Here is a 16,365-nt window from a genome sequence, read left to right as displayed (position 1 = left end):
CTGGTAGCCGTAGTCCATGCCGTTCCTCTCCCGCCCGCTGCGGGCCGCCGTGCTGGCCGCCGCAACGGTCTCCACGCTCGTCGCCGCCACCCTGCCCGCCCCGGTGCCGCTGGGCATCGGGGACCCGCTCTTCCCGCACCTGGGCAACCCCGGGTACGACGTCCTCGCCTACGACATCGCCCTCGACTACCGGGGCGACAACGACAGGCCCCTGGAGGCCGTCACCACGATCGACGCGCGCACGACCGAGGCGCTCGACCGGATCAACCTCGACTTCACCCGGGGCACCGTGCGCTCGGTCGCCGTCAACGGGGTGCGCGCCGACTTCACGGTGTCCGGCGAGGACCTGATCGTCGAACCGATCGGCTCCCTCCCCGAGGGCGTGCCCGTACGCATCACCGTCCGGCACACCAGCGATCCGGGGGGCGAACGCGACACCGGCGGCTGGGTGCGGACCGCCGACGGGCTCGCCATGGCCAACCAGGCGGACGCCGGCCACCGCGTCTTCCCGGGCAACGACCACCCCGCCGACAAGGCGTACTTCACCTTCCGGGTCACCGCCCCGCAGGAGCTGACCGTGGTCGCCAACGGGGTGCGGACCGGCAGGGCCCGCCACGGCGACCGCACCACCTGGACCTACCGCACCGAGCACCCCATGGCCACGGAACTGGCCCAGGTCAGCATCGGCCGCTCCGCCGTCGTCGAACGGACCGGCCCGCACCGGCTGCCCGTGCGCGATGTCGTCCCCGCCGCCGAGCGGGAGGAACTGGAGCCCTGGCTGAGCAGGACACCCGGACACCTGGAGTGGATGGAACGCCAGGTGGGCCGCTATCCGTTCGAGAACTACGGCGTGCTCGTCGCCGACACCGAGACCGGGTTCGAGCTGGAGACCCAGACCCTCTCCCTGTTCGAGCGCCGGATGTTCACCGACGCCTTTCCCGCCTGGTACGTCGACTCCGTCATGGTCCACGAACTCGCCCACCAGTGGTTCGGCGACAGCGTCTCGCCCCGGACCTGGTCCGATCTCTGGCTCAACGAAGGGCATGCCAGCTGGTACGAGGCGCGCTACGCCGAGGAGCACGGCGGCCCGGCGCTGGAGAAGCGGATGCGCGCCGCCTACGCCCGCTCCGACGACTGGCGCGCCGCGGGCGGCCCGCCGGCGCGCCCCGCGCCGCCCTCGCCGGGCCACAAGATCAGTCTCTTCCGGCCGGTCGTGTACGACGGCAGCGCGCTCGTCCTCTACGCCCTCCGCCAGGAGATCGGCACCGAGGCCTTCGGCCGGCTGGAGCGGCTCTGGGTGCGCCGTCACCGGGACGACAACGCCGCCACGGCCGATTTCACTGCCCTCGCCTCCCGGGTCGCGGGCCGTGACCTGACCGCGTTCCTCAGGGGCTGGCTGTACGGCACGCGCACACCGCCGATGCCGGGACATCCCGACTGGCGCGCGGAAACGCGGCCGGCCGCCGCGAAACCCGCGTGACGTCCCCGGGCCGCCGTGCCACTATCAACGGGTCGCCGCGGCGGCCGGACCGGAGAATTCCCCCCGCGGGAATCATCCCGGGAGGTCACGCGTTGTGACTGATGAAACCCAGACCTTTCGACGTAAGGATCCAATGACCTCCTCTTCTTCCCTTCCCCAGGACGCGCAGAACGCGCGGAGTGCCACGGAGAATGTCACCGAGAGCCTCACCGAGAGCCTTCGGGCCGACGCCCTGATGGAAGAGGACGTCGCCTGGAGCCACGAGATCGACGGAGCGCGGGACGGCGAGCAGCTGGACCGCTCCGAGCGCGCCGCCCTGCGGCGTGTCGCGGGCCTCTCCACCGAGCTCGAGGACGTCACCGAGGTCGAGTACCGGCAGCTGCGCCTGGAGCGCGTGGTGCTCGTCGGTGTCTGGACCTCGGGCACGGTGCAGGACGCGGAGAATTCCCTCGCGGAGCTGGCCGCGCTCGCCGAGACGGCGGGCGCCGAGGTGCTGGACGCGGTCTACCAGCGCCGTGACAAGCCCGACCCGGCCACCTACATCGGTTCCGGCAAGGCCCTTGAGCTGCGCGACATCGTGATCGAGTCGGGCGCGGACACCGTCGTCTGCGACGGTGAGCTGAGCCCCGGCCAGCTGATCCATCTGGAGGACGTCGTCAAGGTCAAGGTGGTCGACCGCACCGCCCTGATCCTCGACATCTTCGCCCAGCACGCCAAGTCCCGGGAGGGCAAGGCCCAGGTGTCGCTGGCGCAGATGCAGTACATGCTGCCCAGGCTCCGCGGCTGGGGTCAGTCGCTGTCCCGTCAGATGGGCGGTGGCGGATCCAGCGGCGGGGGCGGCATGGCCACCCGTGGTCCCGGTGAGACCAAGATCGAGACGGACCGGCGACGGATCCGCGAGAAGATGGCGAAGATGCGCCGGGAGATCGCGGAGATGAAGACCGGCCGCGAGATCAAGCGCCAGGAGCGCAAGCGCAACAAGGTCCCCTCGGTGGCCATCGCCGGCTATACCAACGCGGGCAAGTCCTCGCTGCTCAACCGCCTGACCGGTGCGGGTGTGCTGGTGGAGAACGCCCTGTTCGCCACCCTCGACCCGACCGTGCGCCGGGCCGAGACGCCCAGCGGGCGGGTCTACACCCTCGCCGACACCGTCGGGTTCGTACGGCATCTGCCGCACCACCTGGTCGAGGCGTTCCGCTCCACCATGGAGGAGGTCGGGGAGTCCGATCTCATCCTGCACGTGGTGGACGGTTCGCACCCGGTCCCGGAGGAGCAGCTGGCCGCCGTGCGCGAGGTGATCCGTGAGGTGGGCGCGGTGGACGTGCCCGAGATCGTGGTCGTCAACAAGGCGGACGCGACCGATCCGCTGGTCCTCCAGCGGCTGCTGCGCAACGAGAAGCACGCGATCGCGGTGTCGGCGCGGACCGGTGCCGGAATCGACGAGCTGCTCGCGCTGATCGACAGCGAGCTGCCGAGGCCCTCGGTCGAGGTCCAGGCGCTCGTGCCGTACATCCAGGGCGGACTGGTCTCCCGGGTGCATGCCGAGGGCGAGGTGATCTCCGAGGAGCACACGTCGGAGGGCACCCTGCTCAAGGCCCGGGTCCACGAGGAACTGGCGGCGGAACTGGCCGTGTTCGTGCCCGCCGTGCACTGACCTCCGCGGACGCTCTCCGTCCGCGGAAAGGCCCGCTCCCTCGTGAGGGAGCGGGCCTTTCGCCTGTCGCGGAGCGGGTCCGGCCGTCAGCGGCTGCCGAACTTGTCGCTCATCATCGTGAAGATCTGCTCGGCGCCCTCGCCCAGGTGGGGTCCGGCCAGCCAGCCGGCCGTCACCGGGCCGATGGAGGTGTTGGACACCAGGGCCAGCTTGCCGTTCGACGCCTCGCTGAACCAGCCGCCGCCGGAGGAACCGCCGGTCATCGTGCAGCCGATGCGGTACATCGTCGGGGTCGAGGGGCTGATCGAGAGCCGACCCGGACGGTCCACGCACTTGTGCATGATCAGACCGTTGTACGGCGGAGCGGCCGGGTAGCCCCAGGCGCCCATCGCGCTGATCTGCGCGACCTCGGGAGCGTCGAAGTTGACCGGCAGGGCGTTGCCCACCGTCTCCTCCAGGGACTTGGTGCCCTTCTCCGGCTTCACGTGCAGCACCGCGTAGTCGTACGGGGCGCCCTCGCCGCCGGTGGGACCGCCGTCGCGCATCCACTCGCCCGAGGTCGCGGCCCAGTCCGCCCAGTACGCGCCGTACGGGGCGATCTCGTACTGCTGCGCGTTCTCCAGCGCCGCGGCGCTCTTGCCCTTGTCGTTGTACGCGGGCACGAAGACGATGTTGCGGTACCAGCCGCCCTTGGAACCGGCGTGGACGCAGTGCCCGGCGGTCCAGACGAGGTTGGACCTGCCCGGGTTCTTCGGGTCCTTGACGACGGTGCCCGAGCAGACCATGGAGCCCTCGGGCGAGTCGAAGAAGACCTTCCCGACCGGGGCGGCGTAGTTGTGGTACGGCGTCTTCTCGGGCTGGGCCGTGACGGGCTTGGGCTCGGGGTCGGTGACGCCCTGGTCGCCCGAGAAGTCCCCGGCGGACATGGTCTTGGCGGGGTCCTTGGCGGACTTCATCCGGTCGGGCTTCCACAGCCCCTCGATGACCGGGTTGACGAAGTCCTTGGCCTCACGCAGCCAGGTGTCCTTGTCCCAGTTCTTCCACTCGCCGTTCTTCCACTTGTCGAGGTCGACGCCGTGCTTCTTGAGCGTGTCGGCCAGACCGTCGGGCAGACCGCCGGAGCCGTCCTTGTCCGCGGAGGCCGAGGCACTCGGCTTGTCGGACGCCTGGTCCTCCTCCGGACCGCAGGCGGTGGCCGTCAGCGTGAGCGCGGCGACGAGTCCGGCCGCGGTGAGCAGCGGACGTATGGATCGCATGGTGAAAATCCCCCTGAAAGCATGGAAATGGCATGAGCGTGTCATGCCGCAGACCGGGCCGGCCGCATGCCGGCCACGGCGCGGGCACCACCCTATGACGGGTGGAAGGGTGTTCGACGCCACGTCCGCACCGCGGGCCGCGGCGCGAAGCGGCTCAGGGGCCCTCGACGGCCGGTGCGCCGAGAACCCCTGAGGAACCGTCATCCGCCCCCGGGCGGAAGGCGGTCCGGTGTCACTCGTTCGCGTACTTCTTGCTGACCGCGTCGTAGACGCCCTTGGCCTCCTTGCCGAGGCGGGGTCCGGCCAGCCAGCCGGCCGTCACCGGGCCGATGGAGGTGTTGGAGACGAGCGCGGGCTTGCCGTCCTGTCCGGTCGCGACCCAGCCGCCGCCGGACGAACCGCCGGTCATCGAGCAGCCGATGCGGTACATCGTCGGGTCGTTCTCGGTCAGCGAGAGCCGGCCCGGCTTGTCCTGGCAGCGGTAGAGCTTCTGGCCGTCGTACGGCGGGGCCGCCGGGAAGCCGGTCGCCGTCATCGCGGCGATCTTGGGCACCGCCGGGGCGTTGAAGTCGACCGGAAGCGCCGAACCGACCGTCTCCTCCAGGGACTTGCCGTCCGACCCCTTCTCCGGCGTCACATGCAGCACGGCGAAGTCGTACGGCGCGCCGAGCCCGCCGACCGAGGCGCCCTGGTCGATCCACTGCTGCGAGGTCTGCGCCCAGGAGCCCCACCACACGCCGTACGGGGCGATCTTGTCCTTGGGCGGGTTCTTGCGCAGCTCGTCGATGGACAGGCCCGTGTTGTTGTACGAGGGCACGAAGGCGATGTTGCGGTACCAGCCGCCCTTCTTGCCCGCGTGCACGCAGTGGCCCGCCGTCCACACCAGGTTGGACTTGCCCGGGTGCGCCGGGTCCTGCACCACGGTCGCCGAGCAGACCATGGAGCCCTCGGGGCTGTCGAAGAACAGCTTCCCCGACTCCGGGGCGGCGTCGTGCAGCGGCGTCCGCACGCCCACGGCCCGCACCGGCACGGGCGTCGGGTCCGTCACTCCCACGTCGCCGGAGATGTCGTTGTCGACCGGCTTCTCGGGCGCCTTGTCGGCGTCCCGCATCCGGTCCCCGTCCCAGAGACCCTCGATGATCGGGTTGACGAAGTCCTTGGCCTCACGCAGCCAGGTGTCCTTGTCCCAGTTCTTCCACTCGCCGTTCTTCCACTGGTCGAGGTCGATCCCGTGCTGCTTGAGCCGGTTCTTCAGATCGTCCGGGACGGTGATCCCGCCGTCAGACGACGAGCCCGTGGCGCTGCTGCTCGGCTCGGAGGCCGCCTTCTCCTCGTCCGGCCCGCAGGCCGTGGCGGTGAGGGCGAGGACCGCGGTGACCGCGGCGACGGCCAGCACGGGGGAGGGGGCGCGGCGCGCGCTCCCTCCCCGGCGTGCGGTGAACCCTGGTCGTATGAGTCGCATCTGGTGATCCCCCTGGGACTTCGTAACTCAACGCTTCCGTACTGCACATGCGGCCCGTGCGGGCCCCGTCCGCCGGACGGCGGCTCACCCCCGGGCGGACACGCCGCGGTCACCGGGAGGACGTCCCGGGCCACGGCACGGCCCCCCACTATGCCGGTGACGCCGGCGGCGGCGTGCGGCAGGGCACCGTTCCGCGAGGATCTTCGGATTTACCCGTGATCTCCGGCCCCCGGCGTCGTTGGTACGTACGGGGGACACGCAGACAGGGTTCACCCGTGCGGTCCGTCCGTACGGAATCGTGCCGACGTGCAACGCAACTGTTACAGCGGGAGGAACAACAGCCGTGGCCGTGACCGAACCAGCTCCGGCACCGCACCCGGCGCCGCACGAGGGCATCCTGCGCCGTCAGTCGCTGCGCGAGTCGTCCGCGCGCACCTACGCGCGCTCGCTGCCGATCGTTCCGGTGCGGGCGAGGGGTCTGACCATCGAGGGCGCGGACGGGCGCAGGTATCTGGACTGCCTGTCCGGGGCGGGCACGCTGGCCCTCGGGCACAACCACCCGGTGGTCCTCGAAGCCATCAAGAAGGTCATCGACTCCGGCGCCCCGCTGCACGTCCTGGACCTCGCCACACCGGTCAAGGACGCCTTCACCACCGAGCTGTTCGCCACCCTGCCCCGGGAGTTCGCGGACAACGCCCGCATCCAGTTCTGCGGCCCCGCCGGAACGGACGCGGTCGAGGCGGCGTTCACCCTGGTCCGCGCCGCCACCGGCCGCAGCGGGCTGCTGGCCTTCACCGGCGCCTACCACGGGATGACGGCGGGCGCCCTCGCCGCGTCCGGCGGTGCCGAGGACGTCCGGGTGACCCGGCTGCCCTTCCCGCAGGACTACCGCTGCCCGTTCGGCACCGGCGGCGAGCGCGGCGCGGAGCTGGCCGCGCGCTGGACGGAGAGCGTGCTCGACGATCCCAAGAGCGGCACCCGCACCCCGGCCGGCATGATCCTCGAACCCGTCCAGGGCGAGGGCGGAGTCAACCCCGCCCCCGACGGCTGGATGCGCCGGATGCGGGAGATCACGGCCGCCCGCTCCATCCCCCTGATCGCCGACGAGGTGCAGACCGGCGTCGGCCGGACCGGCGCCTTCTGGGCCGTCGAGCACAGCGGCACCGTCCCCGACGTGATGGTCCTGTCCAAGGCCATCGGCGGTTCCCTGCCGCTCGCCGTCGTGGTCTACCGCGCCGAACTCGACACCTGGCAGCCCGGCGCCCACGCCGGCACCTTCCGGGGCAACCAGCTCGCCATGGCCGCCGGCGCCGCCACCCTCTCCTACGTCCGGGAGAACCGCCTCGACCGTCGTGCCGGTGAGCTCGGCGCCCGGATGCTCGCCGGACTGCGGTCCCTGGCCGGACACCACCCGAGCATCGGCGACGTCCGGGGGCGCGGACTGATGATCGGCGTGGAACTCGTCGATCCGGAGGCACCCGCCGACGCCACCGGCGCCGCCCCGCCCGACCCGGCCCTCGCCACCGCCGTCCAGCAGGAATGCCTCCGCCGCGGACTCATCGTGGAACTGGGCGGCCGCCACTCCACGGTCGTCCGCCTCCTCCCGCCCCTCACGCTCACCGACGAACAGGCGGCGGCGGTCGTCGACCGCCTCGCCGACGCGCTGGCCGCCGCCGAGCGCTCCCCGCACCGACGGACCGCGACCGGGTCGGTCCGCTGATTCCGCACACCCCCACAGAAAGACCGCCGTGAACCCCACCCCCGCGCCCGAGGCCGACGGCCCGCCCTGCACCCACCACCGGGGAGAAGCCGCGAGCTGCGGCCAGCTCGCCGTGGAACCGTCGACCGTGCCGCGCCAGAAGGAGGTGCCGCACGCCCAGTGGCACACTCCCAGGACCGTGTCCCACGCCCCGGCACAGTCCGCCGACCCCCTGGACCATCCCGATCCGCTCCGCGCCGCCGACGCCGCCGGCATCGAGAACCTGCTCCGCTGCTGGGTCCGCGAACGGGACCTGCCCCGCCCCGAGGGCGACACCCTGCGCATTCCGCTCCCCGCCAGCGGCACCGCCCTGCTCGTCCCCGTCCGCCACTGGTCCGCCACCGGCTGGCACCGCTTCGGCCCGCCCGCCCTGGAGACGGCCCCCGGCGGCGCGCCCACCGCCGACGCGGTCACCGTCGCATCCCTCCTCGGCCGGGAGGCGGGCCACCGCGAGAGCGCCGACATGGTCGGCAGGGTCGCCGATTCGGTACGGCGCACCGCCGGGTTCATCGAGGTACGGCGGCGCCGCCCCGTCGCCCCGGCCGCCGCCGACCTCTTCCTCACCGCCGAGCAGTCGCTCCTGTTCGGCCACCCCCTGCACCCCTCGCCCAAGAGCCGGGAAGGACTCTCCGACACCGAGTCCCGCCTCTACTCTCCCGAGACCCACGGCTCGTTCCCGCTGCACTGGATGGCCGTCGACCGGTCCGTCCTCGCCACCGACTCCGCGTGGACCGCCCGCGGACGCACGGTCCCGGCCGGGGAACTCGCGGCGCGCCACGCCGAGGGACTGCCCCTCCCCGGGAACACCGTGCCGCTCCCGCTCCACCCCTGGCAGGCCCGCGACCTGATGAGCCGCCCGGAGGTCGCCGCCCTCGCCGACTCCGGGCTCCTCCACGACCTCGGTCCGTACGGCCCCGCCTGGCACCCCACCTCCTCGGTGCGCACCGTCCAGCGCCCCGGCACCGACCTCATGCTCAAGCTCTCCCTCGGCGTCCGCATCACCAACTCCCGCCGGGAGAACCTCCGCAAGGAGCTGCACCGGGGCGTCGAGGTCCACCGTCTGCTGCGCACCGGCCTCGACCGGGTCTGGCAGGAGGCGCACCCCGGCTTCGACATCGTCCGCGACCCCGCCTGGATCGCCGTCGACACCCCCGAGGGCGATCCCGTCCCCGGCCTCGACGTGATGCTCCGTCACAACCCCTTCGGCCGGAACGACGACGCGGTCTGCATCGCCGGTCTCACCGCCCCGCGCCCCTGGCCGGACCGGCCGGAGATGCGCTCGCGCCTCGCCGACGTCGTTCGCCGGCTGGCCTCCGTCACCGGACGCACCACGACGGCCGTGGCGGCCGAATGGTTCCTGCGCTACCTGGAGCGGGTCGTCCACCCGGTCCTCTGGCTCGACGGCCACGCAGGAGTCGCCCTGGAGGCCCACCAGCAGAACACCCTGGTCCTGCTCGACGCCGAGGGCTGGCCGGTCGGCGGCCGCTACCGTGACAATCAGGGCTACTACTTCCGGGAGTCCCACCGCACCGCGCTCGACCACCGTCTTCCGGGCATCGGAGCGGTCAGCGACACCTTCGTCTCCGACGCCGTCACCGACGAACGCTTCGCGTACTACCTGGGCATCAACAACGTCTTCGGGCTGATCGGAGCGTTCGGCGCCCAGCGCCTGGCCGACGAACAGGTGCTCCTCGCCGCCTTCCGGCGTTTCCTGGGCTCGGCCGCCGTCACCGCCACCGGATCACCGCTCCCCGCCCACCTCCTGGAAACGCCCCGACTGCGCTGCAAGGCCAACATGCTGACCCGCCTCCAGGGCCTCGACGAACTGGTCGGACCCGTCGACACCCAGTCCGTCTACGTCTCCGTCGGCAACCCGCTGCACGGCTGAGAACCGGCCCCTCGCCCGCGCCGGGAACCGTCCGAACCCCCGAGAGAGGAGAGCCCCGCCGTGCCTCCCGCCGATGCGCACACCGGCCCCGGCCCCGGCCCCGTCCCGTGGCCCGGCTCGGGTACCGAGGACCCGCCGGAGCCACGGCTCACGGCGGAACTCCGCGCGCTGCTGGGGACGGAGGCACCGGCGCCCCGGCGCGGCGCGCGGGACCCCGGCCTCCTCGACCGGCCGGGCGAGTGGCCTCCCGTCCCCACACCGGCCGGCGCGTTCCAGCTCGTCCCCGTGACGCTGCAACGCGATCTCCCCACCCTCACCGGCTGGATGAACGACCCGGCCGTCGCGGCCTTCTGGGAACTCGCGGGGGACGAGAGCGTGACGGCCGCGCACCTCACCCCCCAGCTCGACGGCGACGGCCGCAGCGTGCCCTGCCTCGGCGTCCTCGCCGGCGTCCCGATGAGCTACTGGGAGATCTATCGGGCCGACCTCGACCGGCTGGCGCGCTACGGCCCGATCCGCCCGCACGACACCGGCATCCATGTGCTCATCGGCTCCGCCGCCCACCGGGGCCGGGGCCTGGGCACCACCCTGCTGCGGGCCGTCGCGGACCTCGTCCTGGACCACCGCCCCCGCTGCACCCGCGTCGTGGCGGAACCCGACGTCCGCAACACCCCGTCCGTCTCCGCCTTCCTCGGCGCCGGATTCCGCTACTCCGCGGAGTTCGCACTCCCGGAGAAGCGGGCCGCGCTGATGGTCCGCGACCGAGCCCACCGTGCCCAGCTGTGAACCCTGCACCGCACCGCTCGCATCCCGTCGGTCCCCTGAGGAGTCCCCGTGCCGAAATATCCCGTGAGCCGTGACGCAGCGGCCCCCTCGCCCCTGCTGCTCAGCACCCCGGAGCTCAACCCGGCGGTCTGGGACCGGGCCGCCGCCCGGATGCTCGCCAAGATGCTCGGCGAGTTCGCGTACGAGGAGGTGATCCAGCCCGTGCCCCGGGCCGTCGGGGACGGCGCGTACAGCCTGGTCCTCGACGACGGCGGCAGCCTCCGCTTCACCGCGCGGCGCGGCGTCTACGGCAGCTGGCGCGTGGCGCCCGACTCGATCCGCGCCGCGGGCATCGCCGCCACCGAGGCCGAGGCGGCCGCCGGAGCGGAGGGAGCCGGGGGACCCGTGGCGGATCCGGACGCGGACAGCGTCCCCTTCCGCGATCCGCTCCAGTTCCTCGCCCGGTCCCGGCGGCTCCTCGGTCTGGACGGCGCCACGCTCGGCCACCTGGTCCGCGAGCTGACGACCACGCTCACGGCCGACGCCCGCCTCGACCACCGGGCGCTGACCGCGGCCGAGCTGGCCGACCTCGACTACGCCGCGCTGGAGGGCCACCAGACCGGCCACCCCTGGATCGTCGCCAACAAGGGGCGGCTCGGCTTCTCCGCCACCGACGCCTCCCGCTACGCGCCCGAGGCACGTGTCCCGGTCACCCTGCCGTGGATCGCCGTCTCCGAGCGGATCGCCGCCTACCGGGGCACCGGTCCGCTCACCGACCGCGAAACCCTCTACGCCCAGGAGCTGGAACCCCGCATCCGCGCCTCCTTCGCCGCCTCGTTGCGCGAGCGGGGCCTCGACCCGGACGGCTATCTCTTCCTCCCCGTCCACCCCTGGCAGTGGGACGAGTGGATCGTGCCCCTGTTCGCCCCGGCCATCGCGGCGGGCGACATCGTGCCGCTCCACGCCGACGAGGACCTGCGCCTGCCCCAGCAGTCCATCCGCACCTTCGCCAATGTCGCCCGCCCCGACCGGCACACGGTCAAGCTTCCGCTCTCCATTCTCAACACCCTGGTCTGGCGCGGTCTGCCGACCGAACGCACCGTCGCCGCCCCCGCCGTCACCGCCTGGGTCCAGGGACTGCGCGACAACGACCCCTTCCTCCGCGACACCTGCGGCGTCATCCTCCTGGGGGAGGTCGCCTCGGTCACGGTCGAGCATCCGCTCTACGACCACCTCCCCGAGACGCCGTACCAGTTCAAGGAGATCCTCGGCGCGATCTGGCGCGAACCGCTGCCGCCGCGCCTGGCCCCCGGCGAACGCGCCCGCACCCTCGCCTCCCTGCTGCACACGGACCCGCGGGGCCGCTCCTTCACCGCGGAACTGGTCGCCCGCTCCGGACTCACCCCGACCGCCTGGCTCACCCGGCTCTTCGCCGCGCTCCTCCCGCCGCTGCTGCACTTCCTCTACCGCTACGGCACGGTCTTCTCCCCGCACGGCGAGAACGCCATCGTGGTCTTCGACGGGAACGACGTCCCCGTCCGGCTGGCGATCAAGGACTTCGTCGACGACGTGAACGTCAGCGCCCGGCCGCTGCCCGAGCACGACTCGATGCCCCGGGACGTGCGCGACGTCCTGCTCACCGAGGAACCCGCCTTCCTCACCCAGTTCATCCACTCGGGACTCTTCACCGGCGTCTTCCGCTTCCTCTCCCCGCTCTGCGAGGAACAGCTGGACGTCCCGGAGGACACTTTCTGGTCACTCGTGCGGGCGGAGATCCTGCGCCACCACGCCCGGTTCCCGGAGCTGAAGGAACGCTTCGAGCTGTTCGACATGCTGACGCCGCGGATCGAGCGCCTCTGTCTGAACCGCAACCGCCTGCATCTGGACGGCTACCGCGACCGGCCCGAACGCCCGCACGCGGCGGTCCACGGCAGCGTCGCCAACCCGCTGCACCCCACCCCCTGAGTCCAGGAATGACCGTCGGTGTCAGTGGCGCCCCGTAGGCTGGCCGGGCTATGACGAAGCCAACCCTCCCCGATCTCCTGCACGCCGCCGTGACCGCCGTCGGCGGTACGGAGCGCCCCGGACAGGCCGCCATGGCCGGTGCCGTCGCCGAGGCCGTAGACGACCAATCCCACCTGCTCGTCCAGGCGGGCACCGGCACGGGCAAATCGCTCGGCTATCTGGTGCCCGCCCTGGCGCACGGCGAGCGCGTCGTGGTGGCCACGGCGACGCTGGCGCTCCAGCGGCAGCTGGTGGAGCGCGATCTTCCGCGGACGGTCGACGCCCTGCATCCGCTGCTGCGCCGCCGCCCGCAGTTCGCCATGCTGAAGGGCCGGTCGAACTACCTCTGTCTGCACCGCCTCCACGAGGGCGTGCCGCAGGACGAGGAGGAGGGACTCTTCGACCCCTTCGAGGCGGCGGCCCCGTCGAGCAAGCTCGGCCAGGACCTGCTGCGTATGCGGGACTGGGCGGACGAGACGGAGACCGGCGACCGGGACGACCTCACTCCGGGTGTCTCGGACCGGGCCTGGGGCCAGATCTCGGTCTCCTCGCGTGAATGCCTGGGCGCCTCCAAGTGCGCGTACGGCGCCGAGTGCTTCGCCGAGCAGGCCCGGGAGCGGGCGAAGCTCGCCGATGTCGTGGTGACCAACCACGCGCTCCTGGCCATCGACGCCATCGAGGGCGCCCCGGTCCTCCCGCAGCACGAGGTGCTGATCGTCGACGAGGCGCACGAGCTGGTCTCCCGCGTCACCGGCGTCGCCACCGGAGAGCTCACCCCCGGCCAGGTCAACCGCGCCGTGCGCCGGGCGGCGAAGCTGGTCAACGAGAAGGCGGCCGATGCCCTGCAGACCGCCTCCGAGGGCTTCGAGCGGGTCATGGAGCTGGCGCTGCCCGGCCGCCTGGAAGAGGTCCCGGAGGATCTGGGGTACGCGCTCACGGCGCTGCGCGACGCCGCCCGTACGGTGATCACCGCGCTCGGTTCCACCCGCGACAAGTCCGTCCAGGACGAGGACGTGGTCCGCAAGCAGGCACTGGCCTCCGTGGAGTCGATCCACGGCGTGGCCGAGCGCATCACCCAGGGCTCGGAGTACGACGTCGTCTGGTACGAGCGGGACGACCGCTTCGGCGCCTCGGTGCGGGTCGCCCCGCTCTCCGTCTCGGGACTGCTGCGCGAGAAGCTCTTCTCCGAGCGCTCCGTGGTGCTGACCTCGGCGACGCTCAAGCTCGGCGGGGACTTCAACGGCGTGGGGGCGTCCCTCGGCCTCTCCCCGGAGGGCACGGTCGGCGACGACGTCCCGCAGTGGAAGGGCCTGGACGTCGGCTCGCCCTTCGACTACCCGAAGCAGGGGATCCTCTACGTCGCCCGCCATCTGGCGACCCCGGGCCGGGAGGGTTCCCGGACCGACATGCTGGACGAGCTGGCCGAGCTGGTCGAGGCCGCCGGCGGGCGCACCCTGGGGCTGTTCTCCTCGATGCGGGGGGCGAAGGCGGCGGCCGAGGAGCTGCGCGGCCGGCTGGACAAGCCGATCCTGCTCCAGGGGGAGGAGACCCTGGGCGAGCTGATCAAGAACTTCGCGGCCGACCCCGAGACCTGTCTCTTCGGCACGCTCTCGCTCTGGCAGGGCGTCGACGTCCCGGGGCCCAGCTGCCAGCTGGTGGTCATGGACCGGATTCCGTTCCCGCGCCCCGACGATCCGCTGATGAGCGCCCGGCAGAAGTCGGTCGAGCAGGCCGGCGGCAACGGCTTCATGGCCGTGGCGGCCACCCACGCGGCGCTGCTGATGGCGCAGGGGGCCGGCCGTCTCGTCCGGGCGACGGGCGACAAGGGCGTCGTCGCCGTGCTCGACCCCAGGCTGGCCAACGCACGCTACGGCAGCTATCTGCGGGCTTCCCTGCCCGACTTCTGGTATACGACGGACCGCAATCAGGCCCGCCGCTCGCTGGCCGCGATCGACGCGGCGGCGAAGGCCGACGGGAAGTAGCCGGGCCGGGTCCGGGCGCGTACGGGACGGCGGCAGCGCCGCCCCCGCGCGCCCGGGACGGCTGTCGCGAAGGCATGCGACGGGGCCCTTGAGGACCGGCGGGCGCAGCCGGTTCTCAAGGGCCCCGTGATGGTGCTCGAAGGGGTGCGGCCAGGGCCTTCACACCCGGCGCAGCACCGCCACGACCTTGCCGAGGATGGTCGCCTCGTCGCCGGGGATCGGCTGGTACGCGGCGTTGTGCGGGAGCAGCCATACATGGCCGTCCTCGCGCTTGAAGCGCTTGACCGTGGCCTCGCCGTCCAGCATCGCGGCGACGATGTCGCCGTTCTCCGCGACCGGCTGGCGGCGCACCGTGACCCAGTCCCCGTCACAGATCGCGGCCTCGATCATCGAGTCCCCGACGACCTTCAGCACGAACAGCTCGCCGTCGCCGACCAGCTGGCGGGGGAGGGGGAACACGTCCTCGACCGACTCCTCGGCGAGGATCGGGCCACCGGCGGCGATCCGGCCGACCAGCGGCACGTACGAGGCGGCGGGCTTGCCCGTGGTGTCCGTGGGCTGGGTGCTCGGCTGGTCGGAGCCGCGCACCTCGTAGGCGCGGGGGCGGTGCGGGTCCCGGCGGAGGAAGCCCTTCCGCTCCAGTGCCATCAGCTGGTGGGCGACGGACGAGGTGCTGGACAGGCCGACGGCCTGGCCGATCTCGCGCATCGACGGGGGGTAGCCGCGCCGCTGGACGGAGTCCCGGATGACCTCGATCACGCGCCGCTGCCGGTCCGTGAGTCCCGAGCTGTCCGCCCTGATACCGGGAGGTCGTCCGGGCAGCGAGCGCGCTGGGCGCGCGGGCTCCTCCGCGTTCGTGACTGAGTCATTCATGGCATGCACCGGCTCGAGTCGGCTCTGCGAGCGGTCCTGGGCAGTGATGATGGCACTGTCTGCGGTGGTGGTCACGTCGGCCCCTCTCGAATGGTCTCCCTAGCTGGACAACGGTAGTAGCTTTCGAAAGGTTGCGCCAAACACACGTTCGAGTGAAAAACGAATAAAAGTCTGCCGGGGGTTCGACGTCAGGTGTATGAGCGAAGCCCTGGGGGGCTTTCGTGCGCCGTGGAGCGGTGTCGTCCGAGGGTTTCTCCACCGTTTCCCGGGGCGCGCGGGCCCGCGGGCAATTCGGACGATTACGGTAGCGTGCGCCCGCCGGTGGCGAAGGTGCGGGGGTGGTTCCCGGGGGCGCCCCGGGGGTGCGGCGCGCCGTTTCCCGGGCGGTCGGGGCGGCCCGGGAAGGGGAGCCCCGAGATCGGTGGCGCAGCCTGCTTCCCGTACCCTCGTGGTCGGTCGTACGCTGCCTTCCGGCCGCCCGGGGCGCGCGACACGCGCTAGGGCCAAATGCGCGACCCAACCCAAGATCTAGTGGTTGGATTGCTCCAGCCACCCAGAAGTTGTGGTCCCCGTCCGTCGGGGGTGTGGTCATCGCCTATGCTTGAGACCGCTTCGAGGGCCCGTCGCCGGGCCTGAAGAGGCTATTCAGTCGTGCTGTGAAGGAGGGTTGGGAGCCATGCACTGCCCCTTCTGCAGGCACCCCGACAGCCGGGTCGTCGACAGTCGCACCACCGACGACGGGACCTCGATCCGCCGGCGCCGCCAGTGCCCCGACTGCTCCCGCCGTTTCACGACGGTGGAGACCTGTTCGCTCATGGTGGTCAAGCGCAGCGGTGTCACCGAGCCCTTCAGCCGTACCAAGGTCATCTCCGGCGTGCGCAAGGCGTGCCAGGGGCGGCCGGTCACCGAGGACGCGCTCGCCAAGCTCGGCCAGCGGGTCGAGGAGGCGGTGCGGGCCACCGGCAGCGCCGAGCTGACCACCCACGACGTGGGTCTGGCCATCCTCGGCCCCCTGCAGGAACTCGACCTCGTCGCGTACCTGCGGTTCGCGTCCGTCTACCGGGCGTTCGACACCCTCGAAGACTTCGAGGCCGCCATCGCGGAACTCCGCGACGGACGGCCTCCCGCACAAACCCGCGGGACCGGCGAGACCCTTGAGGTCCCCGTTCCCGCCGTCGCCGCCGACTGAGCGGCACCACCTGTCCGCCCGACCGGTCCGACGACCGGCGGCCGGACGGCACG

Annotated in this window: 11 protein-coding genes; 8 read left to right on the top strand and 3 right to left on the bottom strand. The window is 72.2% G+C overall.

The annotated features are described in order from the left end of the window. Window positions 1-16: 16 nt before the first annotated feature. Together ACZ4FH_RS26860 and hflX are read left to right on the top strand one after the other, a co-directional pair. Window positions 17-1,480, top strand: coding sequence for a M1 family metallopeptidase (locus tag ACZ4FH_RS26860; RefSeq protein WP_467307987.1), 1,464 nt, complete (start codon window positions 17-19; stop codon window positions 1,478-1,480). Between the two features lie 133 nt (window positions 1,481-1,613). Further along, on the top strand, window positions 1,614-3,134 hold the full coding sequence (gene hflX / locus ACZ4FH_RS26855) for a GTPase HflX (RefSeq protein WP_467307985.1): 1,521 nt from the start codon (window positions 1,614-1,616) through the stop codon (window positions 3,132-3,134). Window positions 3,135-3,220: 86 nt separating this feature from the next. Here hflX and ACZ4FH_RS26850 read toward each other — a convergent pair whose 3' ends face one another. Both ACZ4FH_RS26850 and ACZ4FH_RS26845 read right to left on the bottom strand, forming a co-directional pair. After that, complete coding sequence (locus tag ACZ4FH_RS26850) at window positions 3,221-4,390, bottom strand: trypsin-like serine peptidase (RefSeq protein ID WP_467307983.1); 1,170 nt, start codon at window positions 4,388-4,390, stop codon at window positions 3,221-3,223. Between the two features lie 232 nt (window positions 4,391-4,622). Continuing rightward, window positions 4,623-5,852, bottom strand: a complete 1,230-nt coding sequence (locus tag ACZ4FH_RS26845) for a trypsin-like serine peptidase (RefSeq protein WP_467307981.1) — start codon at window positions 5,850-5,852, stop codon at window positions 4,623-4,625. Between the two features lie 343 nt (window positions 5,853-6,195). Here ACZ4FH_RS26845 and ACZ4FH_RS26840 point away from each other — a divergent pair, with 343 nt between their 5' ends. From ACZ4FH_RS26840 to ACZ4FH_RS26820, 5 genes are read left to right on the top strand one after another with little or no spacing between them, the layout of a single operon-like run. After that, on the top strand, window positions 6,196-7,572 hold the full coding sequence (locus ACZ4FH_RS26840; RefSeq protein ID WP_467307980.1) for a diaminobutyrate--2-oxoglutarate transaminase family protein: 1,377 nt from the start codon (window positions 6,196-6,198) through the stop codon (window positions 7,570-7,572). 28 nt (window positions 7,573-7,600) lie between these two features. Further along, on the top strand, window positions 7,601-9,499 hold the full coding sequence (locus tag ACZ4FH_RS26835; protein ID WP_467307978.1) for an IucA/IucC family protein: 1,899 nt from the start codon (window positions 7,601-7,603) through the stop codon (window positions 9,497-9,499). A gap of 60 nt (window positions 9,500-9,559) precedes the next feature. Further along, window positions 9,560-10,285 carry a GNAT family N-acetyltransferase gene (locus ACZ4FH_RS26830; RefSeq protein WP_467307977.1) on the top strand — a complete coding sequence of 242 codons (726 nt, stop codon included), beginning with the start codon at window positions 9,560-9,562 and terminating at the stop codon, window positions 10,283-10,285. Window positions 10,286-10,333: 48 nt separating this feature from the next. Beyond that, window positions 10,334-12,229 carry an IucA/IucC family protein gene (locus tag ACZ4FH_RS26825; protein WP_467307976.1) on the top strand — a complete coding sequence of 632 codons (1,896 nt, stop codon included), beginning with the start codon at window positions 10,334-10,336 and terminating at the stop codon, window positions 12,227-12,229. 50 nt (window positions 12,230-12,279) lie between these two features. Then, window positions 12,280-14,250, top strand: a complete 1,971-nt coding sequence (locus ACZ4FH_RS26820) for an ATP-dependent DNA helicase (RefSeq protein WP_467307974.1) — start codon at window positions 12,280-12,282, stop codon at window positions 14,248-14,250. A gap of 159 nt (window positions 14,251-14,409) precedes the next feature. On the opposite strand, the gene lexA is transcribed toward ACZ4FH_RS26820, so the two are convergent. After that, window positions 14,410-15,198 (bottom strand): transcriptional repressor LexA, encoded by a 789-nt coding sequence (lexA, locus tag ACZ4FH_RS26815; RefSeq protein ID WP_383646491.1) that lies wholly within the window; start codon window positions 15,196-15,198, stop codon window positions 14,410-14,412. Between the two features lie 601 nt (window positions 15,199-15,799). Here lexA and nrdR point away from each other — a divergent pair. Next, window positions 15,800-16,312, top strand: a complete 513-nt coding sequence (gene nrdR / locus ACZ4FH_RS26810; protein ID WP_383646488.1) for a transcriptional regulator NrdR — start codon at window positions 15,800-15,802, stop codon at window positions 16,310-16,312. Window positions 16,313-16,365: the final 53 nt, after the last annotated feature.

Source organism: Streptomyces sp. NPDC024555, assembly GCF_055559335.1.
The sequence above is the reverse complement of the archived record's forward strand: the minus strand, read 5'-3'. Positions and strand labels throughout refer to the sequence as shown.

Coding starts and splice junctions, on each gene's coding strand:
- ACZ4FH_RS26860 (WP_467307987.1), top strand. CDS start 17: ATGCCGTTCCTCTCCCGCCCGCTGCGGGCCGCCGTGCTGGCCGCCGCA.
- hflX (WP_467307985.1), top strand. CDS start 1,614: ATGACCTCCTCTTCTTCCCTTCCCCAGGACGCGCAGAACGCGCGGAGT.
- ACZ4FH_RS26850 (WP_467307983.1), bottom strand. CDS start 4,390: ATGCGATCCATACGTCCGCTGCTCACCGCGGCCGGACTCGTCGCCGCG.
- ACZ4FH_RS26845 (WP_467307981.1), bottom strand. CDS start 5,852: ATGCGACTCATACGACCAGGGTTCACCGCACGCCGGGGAGGGAGCGCG.
- ACZ4FH_RS26820 (WP_467307974.1), top strand. CDS start 12,280: ATGACGAAGCCAACCCTCCCCGATCTCCTGCACGCCGCCGTGACCGCC.
- nrdR (WP_383646488.1), top strand. CDS start 15,800: ATGCACTGCCCCTTCTGCAGGCACCCCGACAGCCGGGTCGTCGACAGT.